This window comes from Mycobacterium sp. pR1184 (assembly GCF_041287235.1).
GTDB lineage: Bacteria > Actinomycetota > Actinomycetes > Mycobacteriales > Mycobacteriaceae > Mycobacterium.
On sequence record NZ_JBGGKR010000001.1, the window covers coordinates 340,499 to 360,192 of the forward strand.

A 19,694-nucleotide genomic window follows, 5' to 3' on the forward strand; every position below is an offset into this window, starting at 1 on the left:
CGGTTAGAGTCCCGAGATTCCAGCCAGCTGGTGCAGCTGCACCGTCGAAGCGGGAATCATCGACGCGACCTTGACAGCCTCGTCGCGATCCGCCGCGCCCAAAAGGTATATCCCGGTGGCGATTTCGGCGCCCTCCACATAGGGCCCGTCGGTGATCAGGACCTCGCCGTCGCGCACCCGCACGGTCGTCGCGGTGGACCGGTCGTGCAACGCGGCGCCACCCACGATGTGATCACCGGCGGCCGCGTGCAGATCCGCGTGCTTGGCAGCCACCGCGTCCCACTCCGGCGTGCCGGGGGTGTGTGCCTTCTCGGCCGGTTCCAGCAGCAGCGCCAGCCAGTCGTTGCCGGTGAGCGGGCGGGACGGCTCCAGCGCATGGACGGCGGGCCACACCTCGACGGCCCCATAGGTGGCGAGCGGGATGTCGCGCGCCAAGGCCAGCGCTTCGTCGAGATTTTCCGCTTCGAACACGTAGTAGCCGCAGGCCACCTCGGCTGACTCGGCGAACGGGCCGTCGGTGACCACTCGGGTGTCCGGGCCGCCGGTGATGACGGCCGCGCCGGACGCGGGGGCCAGCGCGTCGCCGGACTTGATCGCCGGGCCGGCTTTGGCGTGGAAGCTCTGCCACGCCGCCATCGCGGTGGCCGGGTCCTCGGGTGTGCGGTCCTGCTCTTTGCTGATCAACAGCGCGAAATACTGCATGTTCGTCACCTCCGATAGCGAGCGAAGCCTCGTGCTCCACTCTCTACCCATCCGACGAACGACGCAGCCCTAATCCGACAGCGCGGCGAAAATCAGGCCGAGGCACCCGGCTTGAGGTAGGTCACCAGGCTGCAGTCCAGCATCTCGTCACCGAAGTAGTGCTCGCAGCCGCGTAGGTACTTCATGTAGCGCTGGTAGACCTCTTCGGATGTGACCTCGATGGCCTTGTCCTTGTTGGACTCCAGGGTGTCACCCCAGATGTGCAGCGTCTTGACGTAGTGATCGCGCAGTGAAAGCGGTTCGGGGACAACGAAACCCGCCTTCTCGCCGTGTTCGACCATCATCTCGGTGGTCGGCAGGCGGCCTCCCGGGAAGATCTCGGTGACGATGAACTTGATGAAGCGCACGGTTTCGAAGGTGAGCTTCTTGCCGCGCGCGTTCAGGTTGTACGGGTGGTAGCTGACGCTGCTCTGCACGGTCATGCGGCCGTCGTCGGGCATGATGTCGAACGTCCGCTTGAAGAAGTCGTCGTAGTTCTCGTGCCCGAAGTGCTCGAATGCCTCGATCGATACGATTCGGTCGACGGGCTCGCTGAAGTCTTCCCAGTTCAGCAGCCGCACCTCACGGGAGCGGTTGGTGTCGATCGCACCCAGCACCTGTTCGCAGCGGGCGTGCTGATTCTTCGACAGGGTCAAGCCGATGACGTTGACGTCGTAGCGCTCCACGGCGCGGCGCATCGTGGTGCCCCACCCGCAGCCGATGTCGAGCAGGGTCATCCCGGGTTGGAGGTCCAGCTTGTCCAGGTTGAGGTCGATCTTGGCGTATTGAGCCTCTTCGAGGGTCAGGTCGGGCGGCTCGAAGTACGCGCAACTGTAGGTTCGGGTGGGGTCCTGGAACAGGGCGAAGAAATCGTCGGAGACGTCGTAGTGCGCCTGGATGTCCTCCGAACGCGTTCGGATCTTCGTCGCACTAGTCGGTTGCTCTGCCATTTGCGTTTAGTCTCCTGAATTCACTGCTTTCAAACCCGTTGCCCATCTTCGCCCGATTGACCAGCAACGATACCCACACCTAATCGGGCTGCTTAACTGCCGGCGGCGCGTTATGCCCGGCCCCCCGCGGCCCGACCCATCAGTCTACTTTTCCAGTGTGAACTGGTTGCAGTCGATATAGCCCATCCGGAATGCGTTGGCGCAGCCGGTCAGGAATTTCAGGTATCGCTGGTATACCTCTTCGGACTGGATTTCGACGGCCTGGTCTTTATGAGCCGTGAGGGCATCGGCCCACAGGTCGAGGGTGCGGGCGAAGTCGGACTGCAGTGACTGACGCCGGGTGACGTCGAAACCCGCCTTGGCGCTGTGGTCCTCTACTTTCTCGATGGACGGCAGGCGGCCCCCCGGGAAGATGTCGGTCAGGATGAACCGGATGAACTTCGCCATCTCGATCGTCACCGGTATGCCGCGCTCCGTCATCTGCGCGGGATGCAAGGCGGTGATCGAATGCAGCAGCATCACCCCGTCGTCCGGCAGGACGTCGTAGGCGAATTTGAAGAAGTCGTCGTAGCGTTCGAAGCCGAAGTGCTCGAGCGCTTCGATGATGACGATGCGGTCGACCTGCTCGCTGAAATCCGCCCAGTCGGTCAGCAGCACCCGGTGTGAGCGCTTCGAGTCGATGGTGTCGAGCACCTGCTGGCAGTAGGCGTCCTGATTCTTGGACAAGGTCACCCCGACGACGTTGACGTCGTACTTCTCGACGGCACGCTTCATCATCGAACCCCAGCCACAACCGATGTCGAGCAGGGTCATCCCCGGCTCCAGCGCCAGTTTGTCGAGTGTCAGATCCAGCTTCGCGACCTGCGCTTCGTGCAGCGACATGCCCTCGTGGGGAAAGTATGCGCAGCTGTAAGTGCGGGTCGGATCCTGGAACAGCGCGAAGAATTCGTTGGACAGGTCGTAGTGCGCCCGAACATCGGCCTCGTTAGACCGCGTGCGCGTGGCACCCGCTGAACTTTCAGACATATGTCCCCCCGTGGACATGGCTCCCGGCGGGAGACCATCTGGGGGACCCTACACCCGGGCGGACGCATCGCTCGGATTTGAGCTGCGATGCCACCGGGTTTCTCGATCGGTGATCCGCCACCTGTCCGGGGCGGACGCGATCGCTACTTCTCCAGGGTGAATTGGTTGACGTCGATGTAGCCGACCCGGAACGCGTTGGCGCAGCCGGTCAGGTATTTCATGTAGCGCTCGTAGACCTCTTCGGACTGGATCTCGATGGCCTCGTCCTTGTGCGACTCGAGCGCCGCTGCCCACAGGTCGAGGGTCCGGGCGTAGTGCGGCTGCAGCGATTGGCGCCGGGTCAACCGGAAACCGTGCTTCGACGAGTGGTCCTCCACCTTCTCGATGGAGGGCAGCCGCCCGCCCGGGAAGATCTCGGTGACGATGAACTTGATGAAGCGGGCCATCTCGAAGGTCAGCGGTATGCCACGTTCGACGATCTGCGGCCCGGTCAATCCGGTGATCGTGTGCAGCAGCATCACGCCGTCATCGGGCAGCACGCTGTGGGCCATCGTGAAGAAGTCGTCGTAGCGGTCGTGGCCGAAGTGCTCGAACGCGCCGATCGAGACGATGCGGTCCACGGGCTCGTCGAACTGCTCCCAGCCGGCCAGCAGCACCTGCTTGCTCCGGGTGCTGTCCATTTCGTCGAACGACTTCTGCACGTGCGCGGCCTGGTTCTTCGACAGCGTCAGGCCGACGACGTTCACGTCGTACTTCTCGACCGCGCGGCGCATCGTGGCACCCCAGCCGCAGCCGACGTCGAGCAGGGTCATGCCCGGTTGCAGGCCGAGCTTGCCCAGCGCCAGATCGATCTTGGCGAGCTGGGCTTCTTCGAGCGTCATGTCGTCGCGCTCGAAGTAGGCGCAGCTGTAGGTCTGGCTGGGATCCAGGAACAGGCGGAAGAAGTCGTCGGACAGGTCGTAGTGCGCCTGCACATCGGCGAAGTGCGGTGTCAGTTTCCGAGCCATGACCGTTTGCCTTCCTGACGAAAACGCACCTAAACATACCCCGCGCATGCCCCGGGACCGATTATCCGATCCCGGGGGTCAGTGCAGCGGGGTTACTTCGCGAGCGTGAATTGGTTGACGTCGACGTAGCCTTGCCGGAATTTGTCGGCGCAGCCGGTCAGGTATTTCATGTAGCGCTCGTAGACTTCTTCGGACTGGATGTCGATCGCCTCGTCCTTGCGCGCTCGCAACGCCGCTGCCCACAGATCCAGCGTCTTGGCGTAGTGCGGCTGCAGCGACTGGCGGCGGGTGAGCGTGAAACCCGCATCGCGCGAATGTTCCTCCACCATAGGGATTTTCGGCAACCGCCCGCCGGGGAAGATCTCCCGCTGAATGAAGATGATGAACCGCAGCAAGTCGATGGAGATGGGCAAGCCCAGGTCGATGATCTCTTGCTTGGTGAAGTCGGTGATGGTGTGCAGCAGCATCACGCCGTCGCCGGGCAACACGTGGTAGGCCATCTTGAAGAAGTCGCTGTAGCGGTCGTGGCCGAAGTGCTCGAACGCGCCGATCGACACGATGCGGTCGACGGGTTCGTCGAACTCTTCCCAGCCGGCCAGCAGCACGCGCTTGCTGCGGGGGTTGTCCATCTCGTCGAACGACTTCTGCACGTGCGCGGCCTGGTTCTTCGACAGTGTCAGCCCGATCACGTTCACGTCGTACTTCTCGATCGCGCGGCGCATCGTCGCGCCCCAGCCGCAGCCGACGTCGAGCAGCGTCATGCCTGGCCGAAGGCCCAGCTTGCCCAGTGACAAATCAATCTTGGCGAGCTGAGCTTCTTCGAGCGTCATGTCCTCGCGTTCGAAGTAGGCGCAGCTGTAGGTCTGGCTGGGATCCAGAAAAAGCCGGTAGAAGTCGTCGGACAGGTCGTAGTGCGCCTGCACGTCATCGAAGTGTGGTTCCAGTTTTTGAGCCATCAGCGTGCGCCCTCCCCGCGAAAACGCATCGAATATCCCCCGAGCCCGCGTGGGGCAAATTTTATTACTCAGCATCTGCCCGCATTGACGAACCGCGAAACCTCGCAGTTCAACCCGACTGTCATGTCGGGCGTGTCGCGCTACTTGGCGAGGGTGAACTGTCCGACGTTGGAGATGCCTTTGCGGAACAGGTCCGCGCAACCGGTGAGGTAGCGCATGTAGCGGTCGTAGACCTCTTCGGACTGGATGGCGATGGCGCGCTCGCGATTGGCCTCCAGATTGGCCGCCCACATGTCCAGCGTCCGCACGTAGTGCGACTGCAGATATTGAGTCTGCTCAAGCGAGAACCCACTGGCCTGCGCGAGATCGACGATGTCGGGTTCACCGCACATCTGGCCGCCGGGGAAGATCTCCTTGCCGAGGAACCGCAGAAAGCGCAGATCGCTCATCGTGATCGGGATGCCGTGCTCTTTCCAGTACGACTGCGGATGGGTGAAGATGCTGTGCATCAGCAGCCGGCTGTCGTCAGGCAGAACGTCGTAGGCCCAGTCCCAGAACGCCGGCCACCGGTCTTTTTTGAACGCGTCGAAGGCCTCAAAGCTGATGATCCGGTCGACGTGCTCGTCGAACTCTTCCCAGCCCTGCAGCCGGGCCTCGGCCCGGCGCGTGGTTGGGATCGCGGCAAGACGAGATTTGCTGCGCTCGTAGTGATTTCGGCTCAGGGTGATGCCGACGACGTTGACGTCGTACTTCTCCACTGCACGGACCAGGGCTCCGCCCCAACCACATCCGACGTCGAGCAGCGTCATTCCCGGCTCGAGCTTCAGCTTGTCCAGGCCCAGATCCAGCTTGGCCAGCTGCGCCTCTTCCAGCGTCATGTCGTCGTTCTTGAAGTAGGCGCAGGTGTAGACCATGTTGGGGTCCAAGAACAACGCGAAGAAGTCATCAGAAATGTCGTAGGTAGCCTGCGACTCTTCGTAATACGGCTTCAATTTCGCGACCATCGCGTCCTCCCAAGTATCAACGCTACAACTCTGTGAGATGTCGTGCGAAAGTTGCGACCAACAAGAACAGCCTAAGCCGCCTGCTCGACTCCGGCTCAGCTGGCTTCGGCGAAATTGCTCGTCAAAATACCGATCACCGGATCCCACAGCTGCTGTGGCAGATCATGTCCCATTCCGTCCAATAACACCAATCGGGCACCGCGTATTGCGCGCGCGATCGCACGTCCCCCGAAGGGCCGCATCAGTTTGTCGGATCGACCATGGATGACAACCGTCGGCGCCGTGATGCGCCGGTCGTGGTGGAGCAGGCTCCCGCTGCCCAGGATCGCACTGAACTGCCCGGCGATGCCCTGTGGGTAGTAACTGCGGTCGTATCCCTCGGCGGCCTCCGCGCGAAGCTGCTCGTCGGGAATGCGGTACCCCGGACTGCCGATGATCCTGCTCACTCGGACCGCATTGTCGAGGATCACGTCGCGGGGTGAGCTCGGCGGCGGACCTTTGATCAGCGCCAGCAATGCACGCGGCGCCGGCGGGGGCAGGAACGCCGAATTGTTGCTCGAGAAGAGGACCCCGAGAGTCCTTGTGCGATGGGCGAATTGAGCGGCGAAGACCTGGGCGATCATACCGCCCATCGATGCCCCGACGACATGCGCCGCCTCGATGCCCAGATGGTCCAGCACCGCCGCGGCGTCCTCGGCCATGTCCTCGAGGGTGTACGCCGCCTTGCTGCGCAGACCTACCCAGGAGCGGCCCAATCGCGTGACCAACGACTGACCGACGCTACGTCGCTCGGTCTTGCTGGACAGTCCGACATCCCGGTTGTCGTAGCGGATTACCCGCAGGCCATGGCCGACCAGCCGCTCGCAGAACTCGGTGCGCCACAGCAGCAGCTGGGCGCCGAGGCCCATGATCAACAACACGGGCGGGTCGTCGGGGTCGCCCATGTCTTCGTAGTAGAGCTTCAGGTCGCTGGAACCCGGTCCGGCAGTCGCATAGCCGTTGCGGATCTCCACCTAGACCTCCACGTCGGAAGAGTGCTCGCGGCTGACCTCGACCATGAAGTTGGCGAAGTACCCGGTGAGCTGCGGGTCCGACATCATCTGCCACTTCGGCGCGAGCAGCTTCATGTACCGCTCGACGTAGAGGAACTGCTTGCCGATCAACACCAACTCGCGCGGCAGCTTCACGTCGTAGGCATCGGCCAGCGCCGACAGCTGCCGGCCGATGTCGGCATACGACATGTCGCCCAGCGTCGACATGGTCAGCGGGGTGGCGAAGCGCTCCAGGTCCTTGGCGGCCTCGGCTTCGGGCTTGACCGTGCCGACGGCTCCCATCAGCACGACGATCTTGCCGGCCGCGGCGTGGTCCTTTTTGACCAGCAACGCGTACACCAGTTCGCGCAGCAACCAACGGGTGCGCGGGTCGATGCGGCCCATGATGCCGAAGTCGAAGAACACGATGCGGCCCTGATCGTCGACGTACAGGTTGCCCGCGTGCAGGTCGCCGTGGAACAGCCCGTGCCGCAGGCCGCCCTCGAACAGCGAGAACAGCAGCGCCTTCACCAGTTCGACGCCGTCGAACCCGGCCTTGCGGATGGCGGCGACGTCGTCGATGCGGATGCCCTGCACCCGCTCCATCGTCAGCACCCGGTCGCTGGTGAAGTCCCAGTGCACGGTCGGCACCCGGATGTTGCGGCCCAGCGGCGACACGTGCAGATGCGAGACCCAGGCCTCCATCGACTGCGCCTCGAGACGGAAATTCAGCTCCTCGGCCAGGTTGGCGGAGAAGTCGGCGACCACGTCCTGTGCCGAGAGCCGGCGGCCCAGCTTCGCCAGCTCGACGGCCTGGGCGAAGCGTTTCAGGATCTGCAGGTCGGCGGCCACCCGGCGACGGATGCCGGGACGCTGGATCTTGACCACCACCTCCTCGCCGCTGTGCAGCGTGGCGTAATGCACCTGCGCGATGGACGCCGAGGCGAACGGCGTCTCGTCCCACTCGGCAAACAGGTCGGCCGGGTCGGCACCGAGCTCCTCGACGAACAGCTTGTGCACCTCTTGGGAGTCGGCCGGCGGGACCCGGTCCAGCAGGCCGCGGAATTCGCGGGACAGCGACTCGCCGAAGGCGCCCGGGCTGGAGGCGATGATCTGGCCGAACTTCACATACGTCGGACCCAGGTCGGCGAAGGTCTGGGGCAGCTGCTTGATCACCTTCTGCTGCCACGGGCCCCGGCCCGGCAGCGTGGTGAGGACGCGAGCCGCGGAGCGAGTGACCTGCCAACCGGTGACCGCGACTCGGGCCGCTTCGATCGGCAACGGCACCCGGTCGAGCTTGGCAACGTCTCGGTGTTTGGTAGAGCTCATCTGTGCAGTCTGCCAAACCAGGGCTGCCAAGGCCCAATTCGCTGTCCGGTGAGCAGGCGTTTTACCGATCCGGCCCGGTGTTCACGCCTTTTTCCAAGGCGTGACCCAGCCCTCGATCGCCCAGCCTTCCAGCCCCGCGATCAGCTCGTACATCGTGGCTCCGTCGATGGTCTCCCGGACGATGTCGGCGTGCCCCGCGTGGCGGGCCAGCTCGTTGATGACGTGCAGGATCACCCACCGCACCGACCAGGCATCCAAGTCCTTGGGGAACCACGGAACATCGTGTGGCACCGGCACCGGGGCGTCGAGGTCGGCGGTTTCCACCAGGCGCAGCGACGCCGCGTTCTGTGCTGCGAAATCCCGCAGCAGCCCGTCCAGCGTCTCGTCGGTCCGCATCACGTGTTGGTCGGCGAACGCCGCGGCGTCGAACGGTCGGGGGTCTCGCGGAGCTTCGCCCGGTGCGGCCGCGACCCGTGCCATCCAGCTGCGTTGCATCCGTGTGACGTGCTTGACCAGCCCGCCGACCGACAGCGCACTGGCCGACGGTGCCGACCGGGCCTGCTCGTCGGTGAGGCCGTAGGACACCGCGAAATAGGAGCTTTGGTGAAACGCCAGGTATTCGCGCAGGGCGCTGCGCTCGTCGGTCACCGGCGGGGCGAGGGCTGGCATGATCGATCCTCCTGGTTGAGCGGGTAGTCGGCGCACGGCCGTGACGTCAGGTCAGCCGTAGCGCCGAGTTTTCCAGCTACCGGTGACAGCTTTGCGCTGCGCCGACGGCTTAACCCCCGGCGCCGGGGGGTCGCGCGTTAAGGTGCGGGCATGCAGCTGATTTCGGCGCAGGCGACCGAACTGTTCGTCGGGCCGCAGGACACGCCGCTACAGCTGGTCCGTGTCGCCGTCGAGGGGGTGACCGAGCCGACGCCGCTGGGCATCGACGGCGACGGCCTGAGCGGCGAGGCGATCGCCGAGGCCGGCGCCGACGCCGTCGAGATCGCGGTGACCGTGCGGCGCCCGATCGTCGGCGAGCGGCGGCCCGCCCGGGTGCATGCCGGCGCCGACAGTGTTGCGTTCGAGTTCACCGTCGCCGAGCCGGGCTGGACGATGTTCATGGTCAGTCATTTCCATTACGACCCGGTGTGGTGGAACACCCAAGGCGCCTACACCAGTGAATGGCGAGAAGACCCGCCGGGCAAAGGCCGGCAGACCAACGGTTTCGAACTGGTGCACGCGCATCTGGAAATGGCCCGCCGCGAGCCCGAGTACAAATTCGTGCTGGCCGAGGTGGACTACCTCAAGCCGTACTGGGACACCCACCCCGAGGACCGCGCCGATCTGCGCCGCTTCATCGCGCAAGGCCGGGTCGAGATCATGGGCGGCACCTACAACGAACCCAACACCAACCTCACCAGCCCCGAGACGACGATCCGAAACCTGGTGCACGGCATTGGTTTTCAGCGCGATGTGCTGGGCGCCGATCCGGCCACGGCCTGGCAGCTCGACGTGTTCGGCCACGACCCGCAGTTCCCTGGGATGGCCGCCGATGCCGGGCTGACCTCGAGTTCATGGGCCCGCGGACCGCACCACCAGTGGGGACCGACGCACTCGGGCGGTGTCGAGGGCATGCAGTTCTGCAGCGAGTTCGAATGGATTTCGCCGTCGGGGCGTGGCCTGCTCACGCACTACATGCCGGCGCATTACGGGGCCGGCTGGGGGATGGATTCGTCGGCGTCGCTGGCCGAGGCGTGCGACGCCACGTATGCGGTGTTCGATCAGCTCAAGAGAGTCGCGTTGACCCGCAACGTGCTGTTGCCGGTGGGCACCGACTACACCCCGCCGAACAAGTGGGTCACCGAAATCCACCGCGACTGGGCAGCGCGCTACACCTGGCCGCGCTTCGTGTGCGCGTTGCCGAAGGAGTTCTTCGCCGCGGTGCGTGCCGAGCTCGACGAGCGCGGGTCGGTGCCGTCCCCGCAGACGCGCGACATGAACCCGATTTACACCGGCAAGGACGTCTCCTACATCGACACCAAACAAGCCAACCGTGCCGCCGAAAACGCGGTGCTGGACGCCGAGCGTTACGCGGTGTTCGCCGCGCTGATGACCGGCGCCGACTATCCACAGGCCGCGCTGGCCAAGGCATGGGTGCAGCTGGCCTACGGCGCGCACCACGACGCGATCACCGGCTCGGAATCCGACCAGGTCTACCTCGACCTGCTGACCGGTTGGCGTGACGCGTGGGAGCTGGGCAGCGCGGCCCGCGACAACTCCCTGGCGCTGCTGTCCAGTGCTGTGCGTCCCGCGACCGGTGATGTGGTCGTGTGGAATTCGCTGACGCATCCGCGCACCGACATCGTCACCGCGCGGGTCGATCCGCCGCTGCCAGCGGGGGTCCGGGTGCGCGACGCCGATGGTGCCGAGCTGCCCGCAATGGTCGAGCACGACGGGCGGTCGGTCAGCTGGCTCGCCCGCGACATCCCGTCGCTGGGCTGGCGGTCGTATCGACTGATTGCGGCCGATGAGGCGACCGGCTGGGAGTCGGTGGCCGGACACCAGATCGAAAACGAGCACTACCGGTTGACGGTCGACCCCGCCCGGGGCGGGGCGGTGGTGTCGTTGGTTCACTTGACCGGCCGGGAAGGCCGCGAGCTGATCGCGGACGGGCGGGTGGGCAACGAGCTCGCCGTCTACGACGAATACCCGGCCCACCCGACGCAGGGCGAGGGCCCGTGGCATCTGCTGCCCAAGGGGCCGGTGGTGGGCTCGTCGGAATCGCCGGCGCAGGTGCAGGCTTACCGCGGGCCGCTCGGTCAGCGGCTCGTCGTGCGCGGCCGGATTGACGAATTGCTCTGTTACACACAGACATTGACGCTGTGGAACGGTGTGACGCGGGTGGACTGCCGCACCACGATCGACGACTTCACCGGTGCGGATCGCCTGCTGCGGCTGCGCTGGCCGTGTCCGGTGCCGGGCGCTATGCCGGTCAGCGAGGTGGGCGACGCCGTCGTCGGCCGCGGTTTCGCGTTGCTGCACGACGGACCCGAATCGGTGGACACCGAGCACTTGCCGTGGACCTTGGACAACCCGGCCTACAGCTGGTTCGGTCTCTCATCAGCTGTTCGGGTTAGATTGGGGGGCAACGATATTCGTGCGCTATCCGTAGCCGAAGTGGTGTCGCCGTCGGAAGCGGCGTCGGGACCGCTGGCGCGCGAGCTGATGGTCGCCCTGGTCCGCGCCGGCGTGACGGCTACCTGCAGCGGCGCCCAAAGACCGCGCTACGGCAACCTCGCGGTCGACTCCAACCTGCCCGACGTCCGCATTGCGCTGGGCGGGCCTGACCGCAACGCCTTCACCAAAGCATTACTCGCCGAAGCCGATCCGGAGTACGCCAAGGAACTCCAACGCCAGCTGTCGAAGCGGGGCCGGGCCAGGGTGTGGGTGCCCGCGGCGAAGTCGTTGGCGGCGGCGTGGGTGCCAGGAGTCGACCTGAGTGGGGTGCGCGCGCTGCCCGTACTGGTGATCGACGGTACCGACGACAAGCGTCTGGACGCCGAAATAGCCGCGGTGGCAGACGATCTCGACGACGCCGAGATCGTCGTCAAACAGCGCGCCGCGTCGGGGGCCGAACCCTTCGAATCCCGCACGGTCGCGTTGCTCAACCGCGGGGTGCCGAGCTTTGCCGTCGACAGCGAAGGCACCTTGCACACCGCGTTGTTGCGGTCCTGCACCGGCTGGCCGTCCGGCACCTGGATCGACGAACCGCGCCGCACCGCTCCCGACGGGTCGAATTTCCAACTGCAGCACTGGACACACCATTTCGACTACGCGCTGGCCAGCGGCGACGGTGACTGGCGGCACGCCGACATCCCGAACCGCAGCGCGCAGTTCTCGCATCCGCTGCGCGCCGTCTTTCCCGAGCAACAGCGCGGCGACCTGGCGTCCACCGGGTCGCTGCTGCACGTCGAGCCCGTCGACACCGTGCACCTCGGCGCGCTCAAGGCGGCCGGCAACCCGCTGACGGCCGGTCGCGCCGAGTCCGTCGACCCCGGCGCGGTCGCGCTGCGGCTGGTCGAAACCGCCGGCGGGCGCGCCCGGGTCTCGGTCGGCTCCACGCTCGGCGCGCTGGGCCCGCTACACCTCGCCGATCTGCTGGAGAAGCCGCAGGATCGCAAGCGCTCGATCGAGCTGCACGGTTACCAGGTCGCCACCGTGCTGGCCCGGCTCGAGATCCCCAAGGCATTCGACGAGCCCACCGCGCTGGCCCCGGAAGCCGAGACCGCACAGCCGCTGTACGCGCGCTACTGGCTGCACAATCGCGGGCCCGCGCCGCTGGGCGGGCTGCCGGCCGTCGCACACCTGCATCCCCAGCGGGCGACCGCCGAGCCGAGCGGAAAGTTGACCCTGCGGCTCACCGCGGCCAGTGACTGCACCGACAGCGAGCTGCACGGCGTGGTCGCGCTCGTGTGCCCGGACGGCTGGTCCGCGACACCTGCCGAGCTGCCGCTGCGGCTCGGCAGCGGCGATCACCGGGAGGCCGACGTGGTGCTGACCATCCCGGCCGATGCCGCGCCCGGGCTCTATCCGGTCCGGGCGCAGCTGCGCATCTTCGGCGACGACATCCCGGCCGCCTGGCACCAGACCGTGGAGGACGTGAGCATCGTCGAAGTCGGCGCGGACCCCGACACCGAGTTGGTCTACCTCGTCGAGGGGCCCGAGGAAGTCTCACTGCGAGCCGGTGAGACCGGCCGGGTGGCCGTGACGATCGGCAGTCACGCCGCGGCGGACCTGTCGGCCGAGGCCCATCTGATCAGCCCCTGGGGCACCTGGGAATGGATCGGCCCGGCCGCGGTCGGTGCGGTGCTGCCGACTGGGGGCACCGTCGAGTTCGGCTTCGACGTCAGCCCACCGCCGTGGCTGGAACCCGGCCAATGGTGGGCGCTGATCCGGGTGGGCTGCGCGGGGCGGCTGGTCTACTCGCCGGCGGTGCGGGTGACCGTGACATGAGCACGCACCCGGTCGCCACCGTCGCGGGCGCACCCGTCGCGGTCGAGGAGGTCGACGCGGCCGAGGCGCGATTGCGCAGCGGCCCACACGCCGCGGCGCTGCCCGCGCGCGGCACCAGCGAGGGCCGCCAGCTGCGCCGCTGGCTCACCCAGCTTCTGGTGACCGAACGCGTGGTCGCCGCCGAGGTGGCCACGCGCGGATTGAGCGTCGGCGACGCGCCGACCGAGGCCGAGCTGCTGCCCGACGTGACGGCCCGGCTGGAGATCGGCAGTGTGGCCGCGGCGGCGCTGGCGGACCCCCGAGCGCGAGCGCTGTTCGTCGACGTGACGGCCGCCGTCGGGGTCAGCGATCAACAGGTGGCCGACTATCACGCCCGCAATCCGCTGCGGTTCGCCGCGGCGAGCCCCGACCGCCACGGCTGGCGCACGCCGCCGTGCGTCGAGCCGCCGCTGGGGCAGGTGCGCTCCGCGGTCGCCGAGCATCTGCGCGGCGCGGCGCGCCGTCGCGCGTTCCGGCTGTGGCTGGACGAGCGCCGCGCCGCCCTGGTCCGGCTCGCCGCGGGTTACGAGCATCCCGGTGACCCGCGCCAGCCCGACAACACGCATCGGCACTGATCGACCATGCTTACTCTTGGTCTGGACATCGGCGGCACGAAAATCGCTGCGGGACTTGTGAATTCCGGCGCAGCGCTGGTGTACAACGCCACCCGGCCCACCCCGCCCGGTGGTTCGGCCGACCAGGTGTGGGAGGTGGTCGCCGCCATGGTCGCCGACGCCCTGGCGGCGGCCGGCGGTGCGGTCCGCGCGGTGGGGATCGCTTCGGCCGGGCCCATCGACCTGCGCAGCGGAACCGTCAGCCCGATCAATATCAAAGGCTGGCAACGTTTTCCGTTACGCGACCGGGTCACCGCGGCGGTGCCCGGGGTGCCGGTGCGCCTCGGCGGCGACGGATTGTGCATGGCCCTGGGCGAGCACTGGCAGGGCGCGGGGCGGGGTGCGGGCTTTCTGCTGGCCATGGTGGTGTCGACCGGCGTCGGAGGCGGATTGGTACTCAACGGTGCGCCCTACACCGGGCGCACCGGCAATGCCGGGCATGTCGGTCACGTGGTCGTCGAAGAGGGCGGTGAGCGGTGCGCATGCGGGGGCCGCGGGTGCGTCGAGACGGTCGCGGCAGGTCCGTGGCTGGTGCGCTGGGCGCGGGCCAACGGATGGTCAGCGCCGCCTGCTGCCGGCGCCCGCGAGCTGTCCGCCGCAGCGGCGGATGGGGACGCGGTAGCGCTGCGGGCATTCCGGCGAGGCGCCACCGGGCTGGCGGCGATGATCGCTTCGGTGGCGGCGGTCTGCGACCTGGACCTTGTCGTCATCGGGGGAGGAGTCGCAAAGTCCGGCCCCGTGTTGTTCGACCCGTTGCACGCGGTGCTGGCCGACTACGCCGGGCTGGATTTCCTGGCCGGGTTGCGGGTGGTGCCCGCCGAGCTCGGCGGCGAGGCTGGCCTGGTCGGCGCGGCCCGGCTGGCGGGGGCTTAACCGACCGCGCGCGCTGCCTACCGTGCGACGGTCTGCACCGGCTGCCGGCGCATTTGCTCTGCTGAGCGTCGCCGTCACCTGAGATCCGCCGTTTTGGCCGACCGCGTGTTGTCACGCTATCCTTGGTGCCGATCCACCGAAGACCGTCGGTCACCGAGCAATCGGTTGAAGGTCCGGGAAACATCCCGGCGGCCCACGCAGGAGGACGAGGCATTACCGCCGGCGTTCGCGCCGGAGTAATTCAACGCCCCGTGCCGCTTCCTGCGCCGGGGCGTTCGTCGTTCCTCGGGGGAAGCGCAGACGACACTTTCACCGAGGAGGTTATGCATGGCCAAAGCCGACAAGGCCACCGCCGTAGCGGACATTGTCGAGCAGTTCAGCGCCTCGACCGCGACCGTCATCACCGAGTACCGCGGCCTGACCGTCGCCAACCTGGCCGAGTTGCGCCGCTCGCTGGCGGGTTCGGCCACTTACACCGTGGCCAAGAACACGCTGATCAAGCGGGCGGCGACCGAAGCCGGGATCGAGGGTCTCGACGAGCTGTTCGCGGGGCCGACGGCCATCGCGTTCGTCAGCGGCGAGCCCGTCGACGCCGCCAAAGCCATCAAGACCTTCGCCAAGGACAACAAGGCGCTGGTCATCAAGGGTGGCTACATGGACGGCCACCCGCTGACGGTGGCCGAGGTCGAGCGGATCGCCGACCTGGAATCGCGCGAGGTGCTGCTGGCCAAGCTGGCCGGTGCCATGAAGGGCAACCTCGCCAAGGCTGCCGGCCTGTTCAACGCGCCGGTCTCGCAGTTCGCCCGCCTCGCGGCCGCCCTGCAAGAGAAGAAGGCGGCCGACCCGGCTGCCGCAGCGGCTCCGGCCGCAGCACCCGCTCCCGAGGCAGCCGCTTCGGAGGCACCCGCCGAGGCAGAAGCACCCGCCGAGACACCGGCTGACGCCGAATAACCCAAAAACCCACACCAGGAAGGACCCACACCATGGCAAAAATCTCCACCGAAGACCTGCTCGACGTCTTCAAGGAAATGACCCTGCTTGAGCTCTCGGACTTCGTGAAGAAGTTCGAGGAGACCTTTGAGGTCACCGCGGCCGCCCCGGTCGCCGTTGCCGCTGCCGGTGGCGCCGCCGCCGGTGGTGCGCCCGCCGAGGCCGCCGAGGAGCAGTCGGAGTTCGACGTCATCCTCGAGGCCGCCGGCGACAAGAAGATCGGCGTCATCAAGGTGGTCCGCGAGATCGTCTCCGGTCTGGGCCTGAAAGAGGCCAAGGACCTGGTCGACGGCGCACCCAAGCCGCTGCTGGAGAAGGTCGCCAAGGAAGCCGCCGAGGAAGCCAAGGGCAAGCTCGAGGCCGCCGGCGCGACCGTCACCGTCAAGTAGTTCAATACGCGCAACCCCCGGGAGCCCTAGTGGCTGTGGTCCCGGGGGTTTCGTGTATTCAGCGGGAAAACGCCGACCATACGGACTGTGCCACCCGCTCGGCCGTATCTCCCAGGGCGACAAGCAGATTCGACGTCAGCGCGTTGAGCACCGGGGCGACGGCCGAGCCGTCGTCGCCGTAGTAACCGGCGAGCTCCAGCATCACGAACCCGTGTATCTGCGCCCAAAATTGGGCCGCGGTGGCCACGACGCTGGCGTCGTCGTCCGCGCCACCCGCGGTGATCCGGCCCGCCAGCATGCACCGGCGCACCACCCGGACCACATGCGCGAAGCTGGGGTGATGCTGCTCGATCTCGGCAACCGTGAGCGTCAGGACGTTGCCAGCCGGCGCGTTGATGCCGTGCGCGCTGGTGCTGCCGAACATAAGGCGATACATGTGTGGCCGTTCGATCGCGTAACGGCGATAGGCGGCGCCGGTGCAGAACAGATCGGCGACCGGGTCCTCGGTCTGGGGCACCCGTTGCGCCTCCTCGAACTGTCGCAAGCCCTCCTCGGCGACCGCCGAGATCAGCGCCTGCATCCCGCCGAAATGCGTATACACCGACATCGTCGAGGTCCCCGCTGCGCCGGCCACCTTGCGGGTCTGCAGTGCGTCGGGCCCGTGCTCGTCGAGCAGGCCGACCGCCGCGTGCAGCATCTCGTCGCGAACGCTGCGCTGAAGTTCCGAAGTCATCTCTCCAACCATCTCTGATGAGGCCTTGCCATCTTCTCACCGTCGGCGTACGGTCTCAATAACGCTGAAATATCAATGTTATAGGAGCTCAGCAGTGACTTCCACACAAACAGCCAGATCCGAGAACCCCTATCTCGAAGACTTCCTGGCGCCGGTGGACGCCGAGGTGACCGCGACCGACTTGCAAGTCACCGGGCAGATCCCGGAGCACCTCGACGGGCGCTACCTGCGCAACGGGCCCAACCCGGCCGCGGAGGTGGACCCGGCCACCTATCACTGGTTCACCGGCGATGCGATGGTGCATGGCGTCGCCCTGCGCGACGGACAGGCCTGCTGGTACCGCAACCGCTGGGTCCGCACGCCGCCCGCGTGCGCCGCGCTCGGCGAGCCCGAGCCCCACGGGCTGAACCCGCGCGCCGGGATGCTGTCGGTCGCTCCCAACACCAACGTGCTGCCCCACGCCGGGCGGACCCTGGCGCTGGTCGAAGGCGGCGGTGCCATCTACGAGCTCACCGAGGACCTGGACACCGTCCAGCCCTGCGATTTCGACGGCACCCTGTTCGGCGGCTACACCGCGCACCCGCACCGCGATCCGCGCACCGGCGAACTGCACGCGGTGTCCTATTGCTTCGGTCGCGGGCGCACCGTGCAGTACTCGGTGATCGACACCAACGGCCGCGCGCGGCGCACCGTCGACATCGAAGTGAGCGGGTCGCCGATGATGCACGACTTCTCCCTGACCGATAAGTACGTGGTGATCTATGACCTGCCGGTGACGTTCGACCCGATGCAGGTCGTGCCGGCCGGCGTGCCGCGCTGGTTGAGTGCGCCTGCCCGCCTGGTGGTGCAATCGCTGCTCGGCCGGGTCCGGATCCCCAGTCCGATGATGACGGCGATGAACGGAAATCGGCAGCCGACGAATCGGATGCCCTATAGCTGGAAGGACAACTATCCGGCGCGCATCGGGGTGATGCCCCGCGAAGGTGGCAACAAGGACGTGCGCTGGTTCGACATCGAACCCTGTTACGTGTTCCACCCGCTCAACGCCTACTCGGAGACGCGCGGCGGGGCTCGACAACAAGAAGAGGTCCTGGTCCTCGACGTGTGCAGTTACGCGCGGATGTTCGAGCGCGATCTGCGCGGCCCCGGCGACAGCCGGCCGACACTGGATCGCTGGACGATCAACCTCACCACCGGTGCGGTTGCCACCGAACGCCGCGATGACCGTCCGCAGGAGTTTCCCCGCATCGACGAATCGTTGCTGGGCGGCCGGCACCGGTTCGGCTACGCCGTCGGGTTGGACGGCGGCTACCTGTCCGGTGGCATCGCCGAGATGACCTCGGCGCTCTACAAACACGACTATGCGACCGGCTCGAGCAGCGCCGCGGCGCTGGATCCGGGCCTTTTGCTCGGTGAGATGTGCTTTGTGCCCAACCCGACGAACGGCTCGGCGGAGCGCGCCGAGGATGACGGCGTCCTGATGGGTTACGCCTATCACCGCGGCCGTGACGAGGGGCAATTGTTGTTGCTGGATGCCCAGACTCTCGAGTCGGTTGCCACGGTTCACCTGCCGCAGCGGGTGCCGATGGGCTTCCACGGCAATTGGGCGCCCGCTGTCTGACCCCTTTACCGTTACTGCCAGGACCGTTAGCCTGCCTGCAGGGGTGGGTCTCAGGTCAGCGAATTTTTCGCTGCGGTGCTGTGCAACCATGCTGTGTGGTCCCAGGCGTGCGCTACAGTGACTCATGCCACACAAAGGGGCAGGTGGCAGCATGCGTCGACGGAAGGATTCCTATGGGCGTCGCTATCGAGGTCAGCGGTCTGACCAAGTCCTTCGGAGCCTCCAGGATTTGGGAAGACGTGACCCTGGATATCCCCGCCGGGGAGGTCAGCGTTTTGCTGGGCCCGTCGGGTACCGGCAAGTCCGTGTTTTTGAAGTCGCTGATCGGCCTCCTTCGTCCGGAACGTGGCTCGATTGTCATCGATGGCACCGACATCATCGAGTGCTCGGCCAAGGAGCTCTACGAGATCCGCACGCTGTTCGGGGTGCTGTTCCAGGACGGCGCGTTGTTCGGGTCGATGAACCTGTTCGACAACACCGCGTTCCCGCTGCGTGAGCACACCAAGAAGAAGGAAAGCGAAATCCGTGACATCGTCATGGAGAAGCTCGAGATGGTCGGCCTCGGCGGCGACGAGAAGAAGTTCCCCGGCGAAATCTCCGGTGGTATGCGCAAGCGTGCCGGCCTGGCCCGCGCCCTGGTGCTGGACCCGCAGATCATTCTCTGCGACGAGCCCGACTCCGGTCTGGACCCGGTCCGTACCGCCTACCTGAGCCAGTTGATCCTGGACATCAACGCCCAGATCGACGCGACGATCCTGATCGTCACGCACAACATCAACATCGCCCGCACCGTGCCGGACAACATCGGCATGCTCTTCCGCAAGCACCTGGTGATGTTCGGCCCCCGCGAGGTGCTGCTGACCAGCGACGAGCCGGTGGTGCGCCAGTTCCTCAACGGCCGCCGCATCGGCCCGATCGGTATGTCCGAAGAGAAGGACGAGGCGACCATGGCCGAAGAGCAGGCACTGCTCGACGCCGGTCACCACGCCGGTGGTACTGAAGAAATCGAGGGCGTTCCGCCGCAGATCACCGCGACGCCGGGCATGCCGGAGCGCAAGGGTGTGGCCCGGCGCCAGGCCCGCGTGCGCGAGATGCTGCACACGCTGCCGAAGAAGGCCCAGGCGGCGATCCTCGACGACCTCGAGGGCACCCACAAGTACCAAGCGCACGAGTTCGGCGACTAAAAAATCTGCTGATCCCCAGGCCCGATCGCCACGGCTTGCCGTGGTCGGGCCTGGTCGTGCGTATCGGATGCCGTTGACCGAGGAATTCGGTCACAACTTGCCGCCGCTTCCTCTTGACGAAAAGGCGTGCACAGGTCAATCTGTTGGGCAGCATGTACCCACGGGAAATTCGAGATGCCAGCCAGCGTCGACTCCCTTGGATGGGT

17 protein-coding genes are annotated in these 19,694 nt (G+C 66.5%); 7 read left to right on the forward strand and 10 right to left on the reverse strand.

The features are described 5' to 3' along the window. Window positions 1-3 precede the first annotated feature (3 nt). The 9 genes from ACAG21_RS01760 to ACAG21_RS01800 all read right to left on the reverse strand — a co-directional run bounded on the left by ACAG21_RS01760 (window position 4) and on the right by ACAG21_RS01800 (window position 8,692). Window positions 4-702, reverse strand: coding sequence for a YciI family protein (locus tag ACAG21_RS01760; RefSeq protein ID WP_370494334.1), 699 nt, complete (start codon window positions 700-702; stop codon window positions 4-6). A gap of 92 nt (window positions 703-794) precedes the next feature. Next, the gene (gene mmaA4 / locus ACAG21_RS01765; protein WP_370494335.1) at window positions 795-1,691 is read right to left on the reverse strand and encodes a hydroxymycolate synthase MmaA4; all 897 of its coding nucleotides are present in this window, start codon (window positions 1,689-1,691) and stop codon (window positions 795-797) included. A gap of 144 nt (window positions 1,692-1,835) precedes the next feature. Further along, on the reverse strand, window positions 1,836-2,717 hold the full coding sequence (locus tag ACAG21_RS01770) for a cyclopropane mycolic acid synthase family methyltransferase (RefSeq protein ID WP_370494336.1): 882 nt from the start codon (window positions 2,715-2,717) through the stop codon (window positions 1,836-1,838). Window positions 2,718-2,860: 143 nt separating this feature from the next. Further along, window positions 2,861-3,724: a cyclopropane mycolic acid synthase MmaA2 gene (mmaA2, locus tag ACAG21_RS01775; protein ID WP_370494337.1), complete on the reverse strand. Its 864-nt coding sequence runs from the start codon at window positions 3,722-3,724 to the stop codon at window positions 2,861-2,863. 92 nt (window positions 3,725-3,816) lie between these two features. After that, window positions 3,817-4,680 carry a cyclopropane mycolic acid synthase family methyltransferase gene (locus ACAG21_RS01780; RefSeq protein ID WP_370494338.1) on the reverse strand — a complete coding sequence of 288 codons (864 nt, stop codon included), beginning with the start codon at window positions 4,678-4,680 and terminating at the stop codon, window positions 3,817-3,819. Window positions 4,681-4,820: 140 nt separating this feature from the next. Next, entirely contained in the window at window positions 4,821-5,684 is an 864-nt protein-coding gene (locus ACAG21_RS01785; RefSeq protein WP_370494339.1) for a cyclopropane mycolic acid synthase family methyltransferase, read from the reverse strand. A gap of 95 nt (window positions 5,685-5,779) precedes the next feature. Next, entirely contained in the window at window positions 5,780-6,697 is a 918-nt protein-coding gene (locus ACAG21_RS01790) for an alpha/beta hydrolase (protein WP_370494340.1), read from the reverse strand. Beyond that, window positions 6,698-8,044, reverse strand: coding sequence for an ABC1 kinase family protein (locus tag ACAG21_RS01795; protein WP_370494341.1), 1,347 nt, complete (start codon window positions 8,042-8,044; stop codon window positions 6,698-6,700). An 81-nt stretch (window positions 8,045-8,125) separates the two neighbouring features. Further along, complete coding sequence (locus ACAG21_RS01800; protein ID WP_370494537.1) at window positions 8,126-8,692, reverse strand: DinB family protein; 567 nt, start codon at window positions 8,690-8,692, stop codon at window positions 8,126-8,128. A gap of 171 nt (window positions 8,693-8,863) precedes the next feature. On the opposite strand from ACAG21_RS01800, the gene ACAG21_RS01805 reads away from it, so the two are divergent. The 5 genes from ACAG21_RS01805 to rplL all read left to right on the forward strand — a co-directional run bounded on the left by ACAG21_RS01805 (window position 8,864) and on the right by rplL (window position 15,950). Continuing rightward, window positions 8,864-13,045 (forward strand): NEW3 domain-containing protein, encoded by a 4,182-nt coding sequence (locus ACAG21_RS01805; RefSeq protein ID WP_370494342.1) that lies wholly within the window; start codon window positions 8,864-8,866, stop codon window positions 13,043-13,045. Beyond that, window positions 13,042-13,659, forward strand: coding sequence for a malonyl CoA-ACP transacylase (locus ACAG21_RS01810; protein ID WP_370494343.1), 618 nt, complete (start codon window positions 13,042-13,044; stop codon window positions 13,657-13,659). The genes ACAG21_RS01805 and ACAG21_RS01810 overlap by 4 nt, the downstream gene beginning before the upstream one ends. Before the next feature lie 6 nt (window positions 13,660-13,665). Then, window positions 13,666-14,571, forward strand: a complete 906-nt coding sequence (locus ACAG21_RS01815) for an ROK family protein (RefSeq protein ID WP_370494344.1) — start codon at window positions 13,666-13,668, stop codon at window positions 14,569-14,571. A 327-nt stretch (window positions 14,572-14,898) separates the two neighbouring features. Continuing rightward, complete coding sequence (gene rplJ / locus ACAG21_RS01820) at window positions 14,899-15,522, forward strand: 50S ribosomal protein L10 (RefSeq protein ID WP_370494345.1); 624 nt, start codon at window positions 14,899-14,901, stop codon at window positions 15,520-15,522. 32 nt (window positions 15,523-15,554) lie between these two features. Next, window positions 15,555-15,950: a 50S ribosomal protein L7/L12 gene (rplL, locus tag ACAG21_RS01825; RefSeq protein ID WP_096284709.1), complete on the forward strand. Its 396-nt coding sequence runs from the start codon at window positions 15,555-15,557 to the stop codon at window positions 15,948-15,950. A 58-nt stretch (window positions 15,951-16,008) separates the two neighbouring features. Here rplL and ACAG21_RS01830 read toward each other — a convergent pair whose 3' ends face one another. Next, complete coding sequence (locus ACAG21_RS01830; protein ID WP_370494346.1) at window positions 16,009-16,683, reverse strand: TetR/AcrR family transcriptional regulator; 675 nt, start codon at window positions 16,681-16,683, stop codon at window positions 16,009-16,011. Window positions 16,684-16,777: 94 nt separating this feature from the next. On the opposite strand from ACAG21_RS01830, the gene ACAG21_RS01835 reads away from it, so the two are divergent. Together ACAG21_RS01835 and ACAG21_RS01840 are read left to right on the forward strand one after the other, a co-directional pair. Next, window positions 16,778-18,304 (forward strand): carotenoid oxygenase family protein, encoded by a 1,527-nt coding sequence (locus ACAG21_RS01835; RefSeq protein ID WP_370494347.1) that lies wholly within the window; start codon window positions 16,778-16,780, stop codon window positions 18,302-18,304. Window positions 18,305-18,477: 173 nt separating this feature from the next. Further along, on the forward strand, window positions 18,478-19,488 hold the full coding sequence (locus ACAG21_RS01840; RefSeq protein WP_370494348.1) for an ABC transporter ATP-binding protein: 1,011 nt from the start codon (window positions 18,478-18,480) through the stop codon (window positions 19,486-19,488). Window positions 19,489-19,694 lie beyond the last annotated feature (206 nt).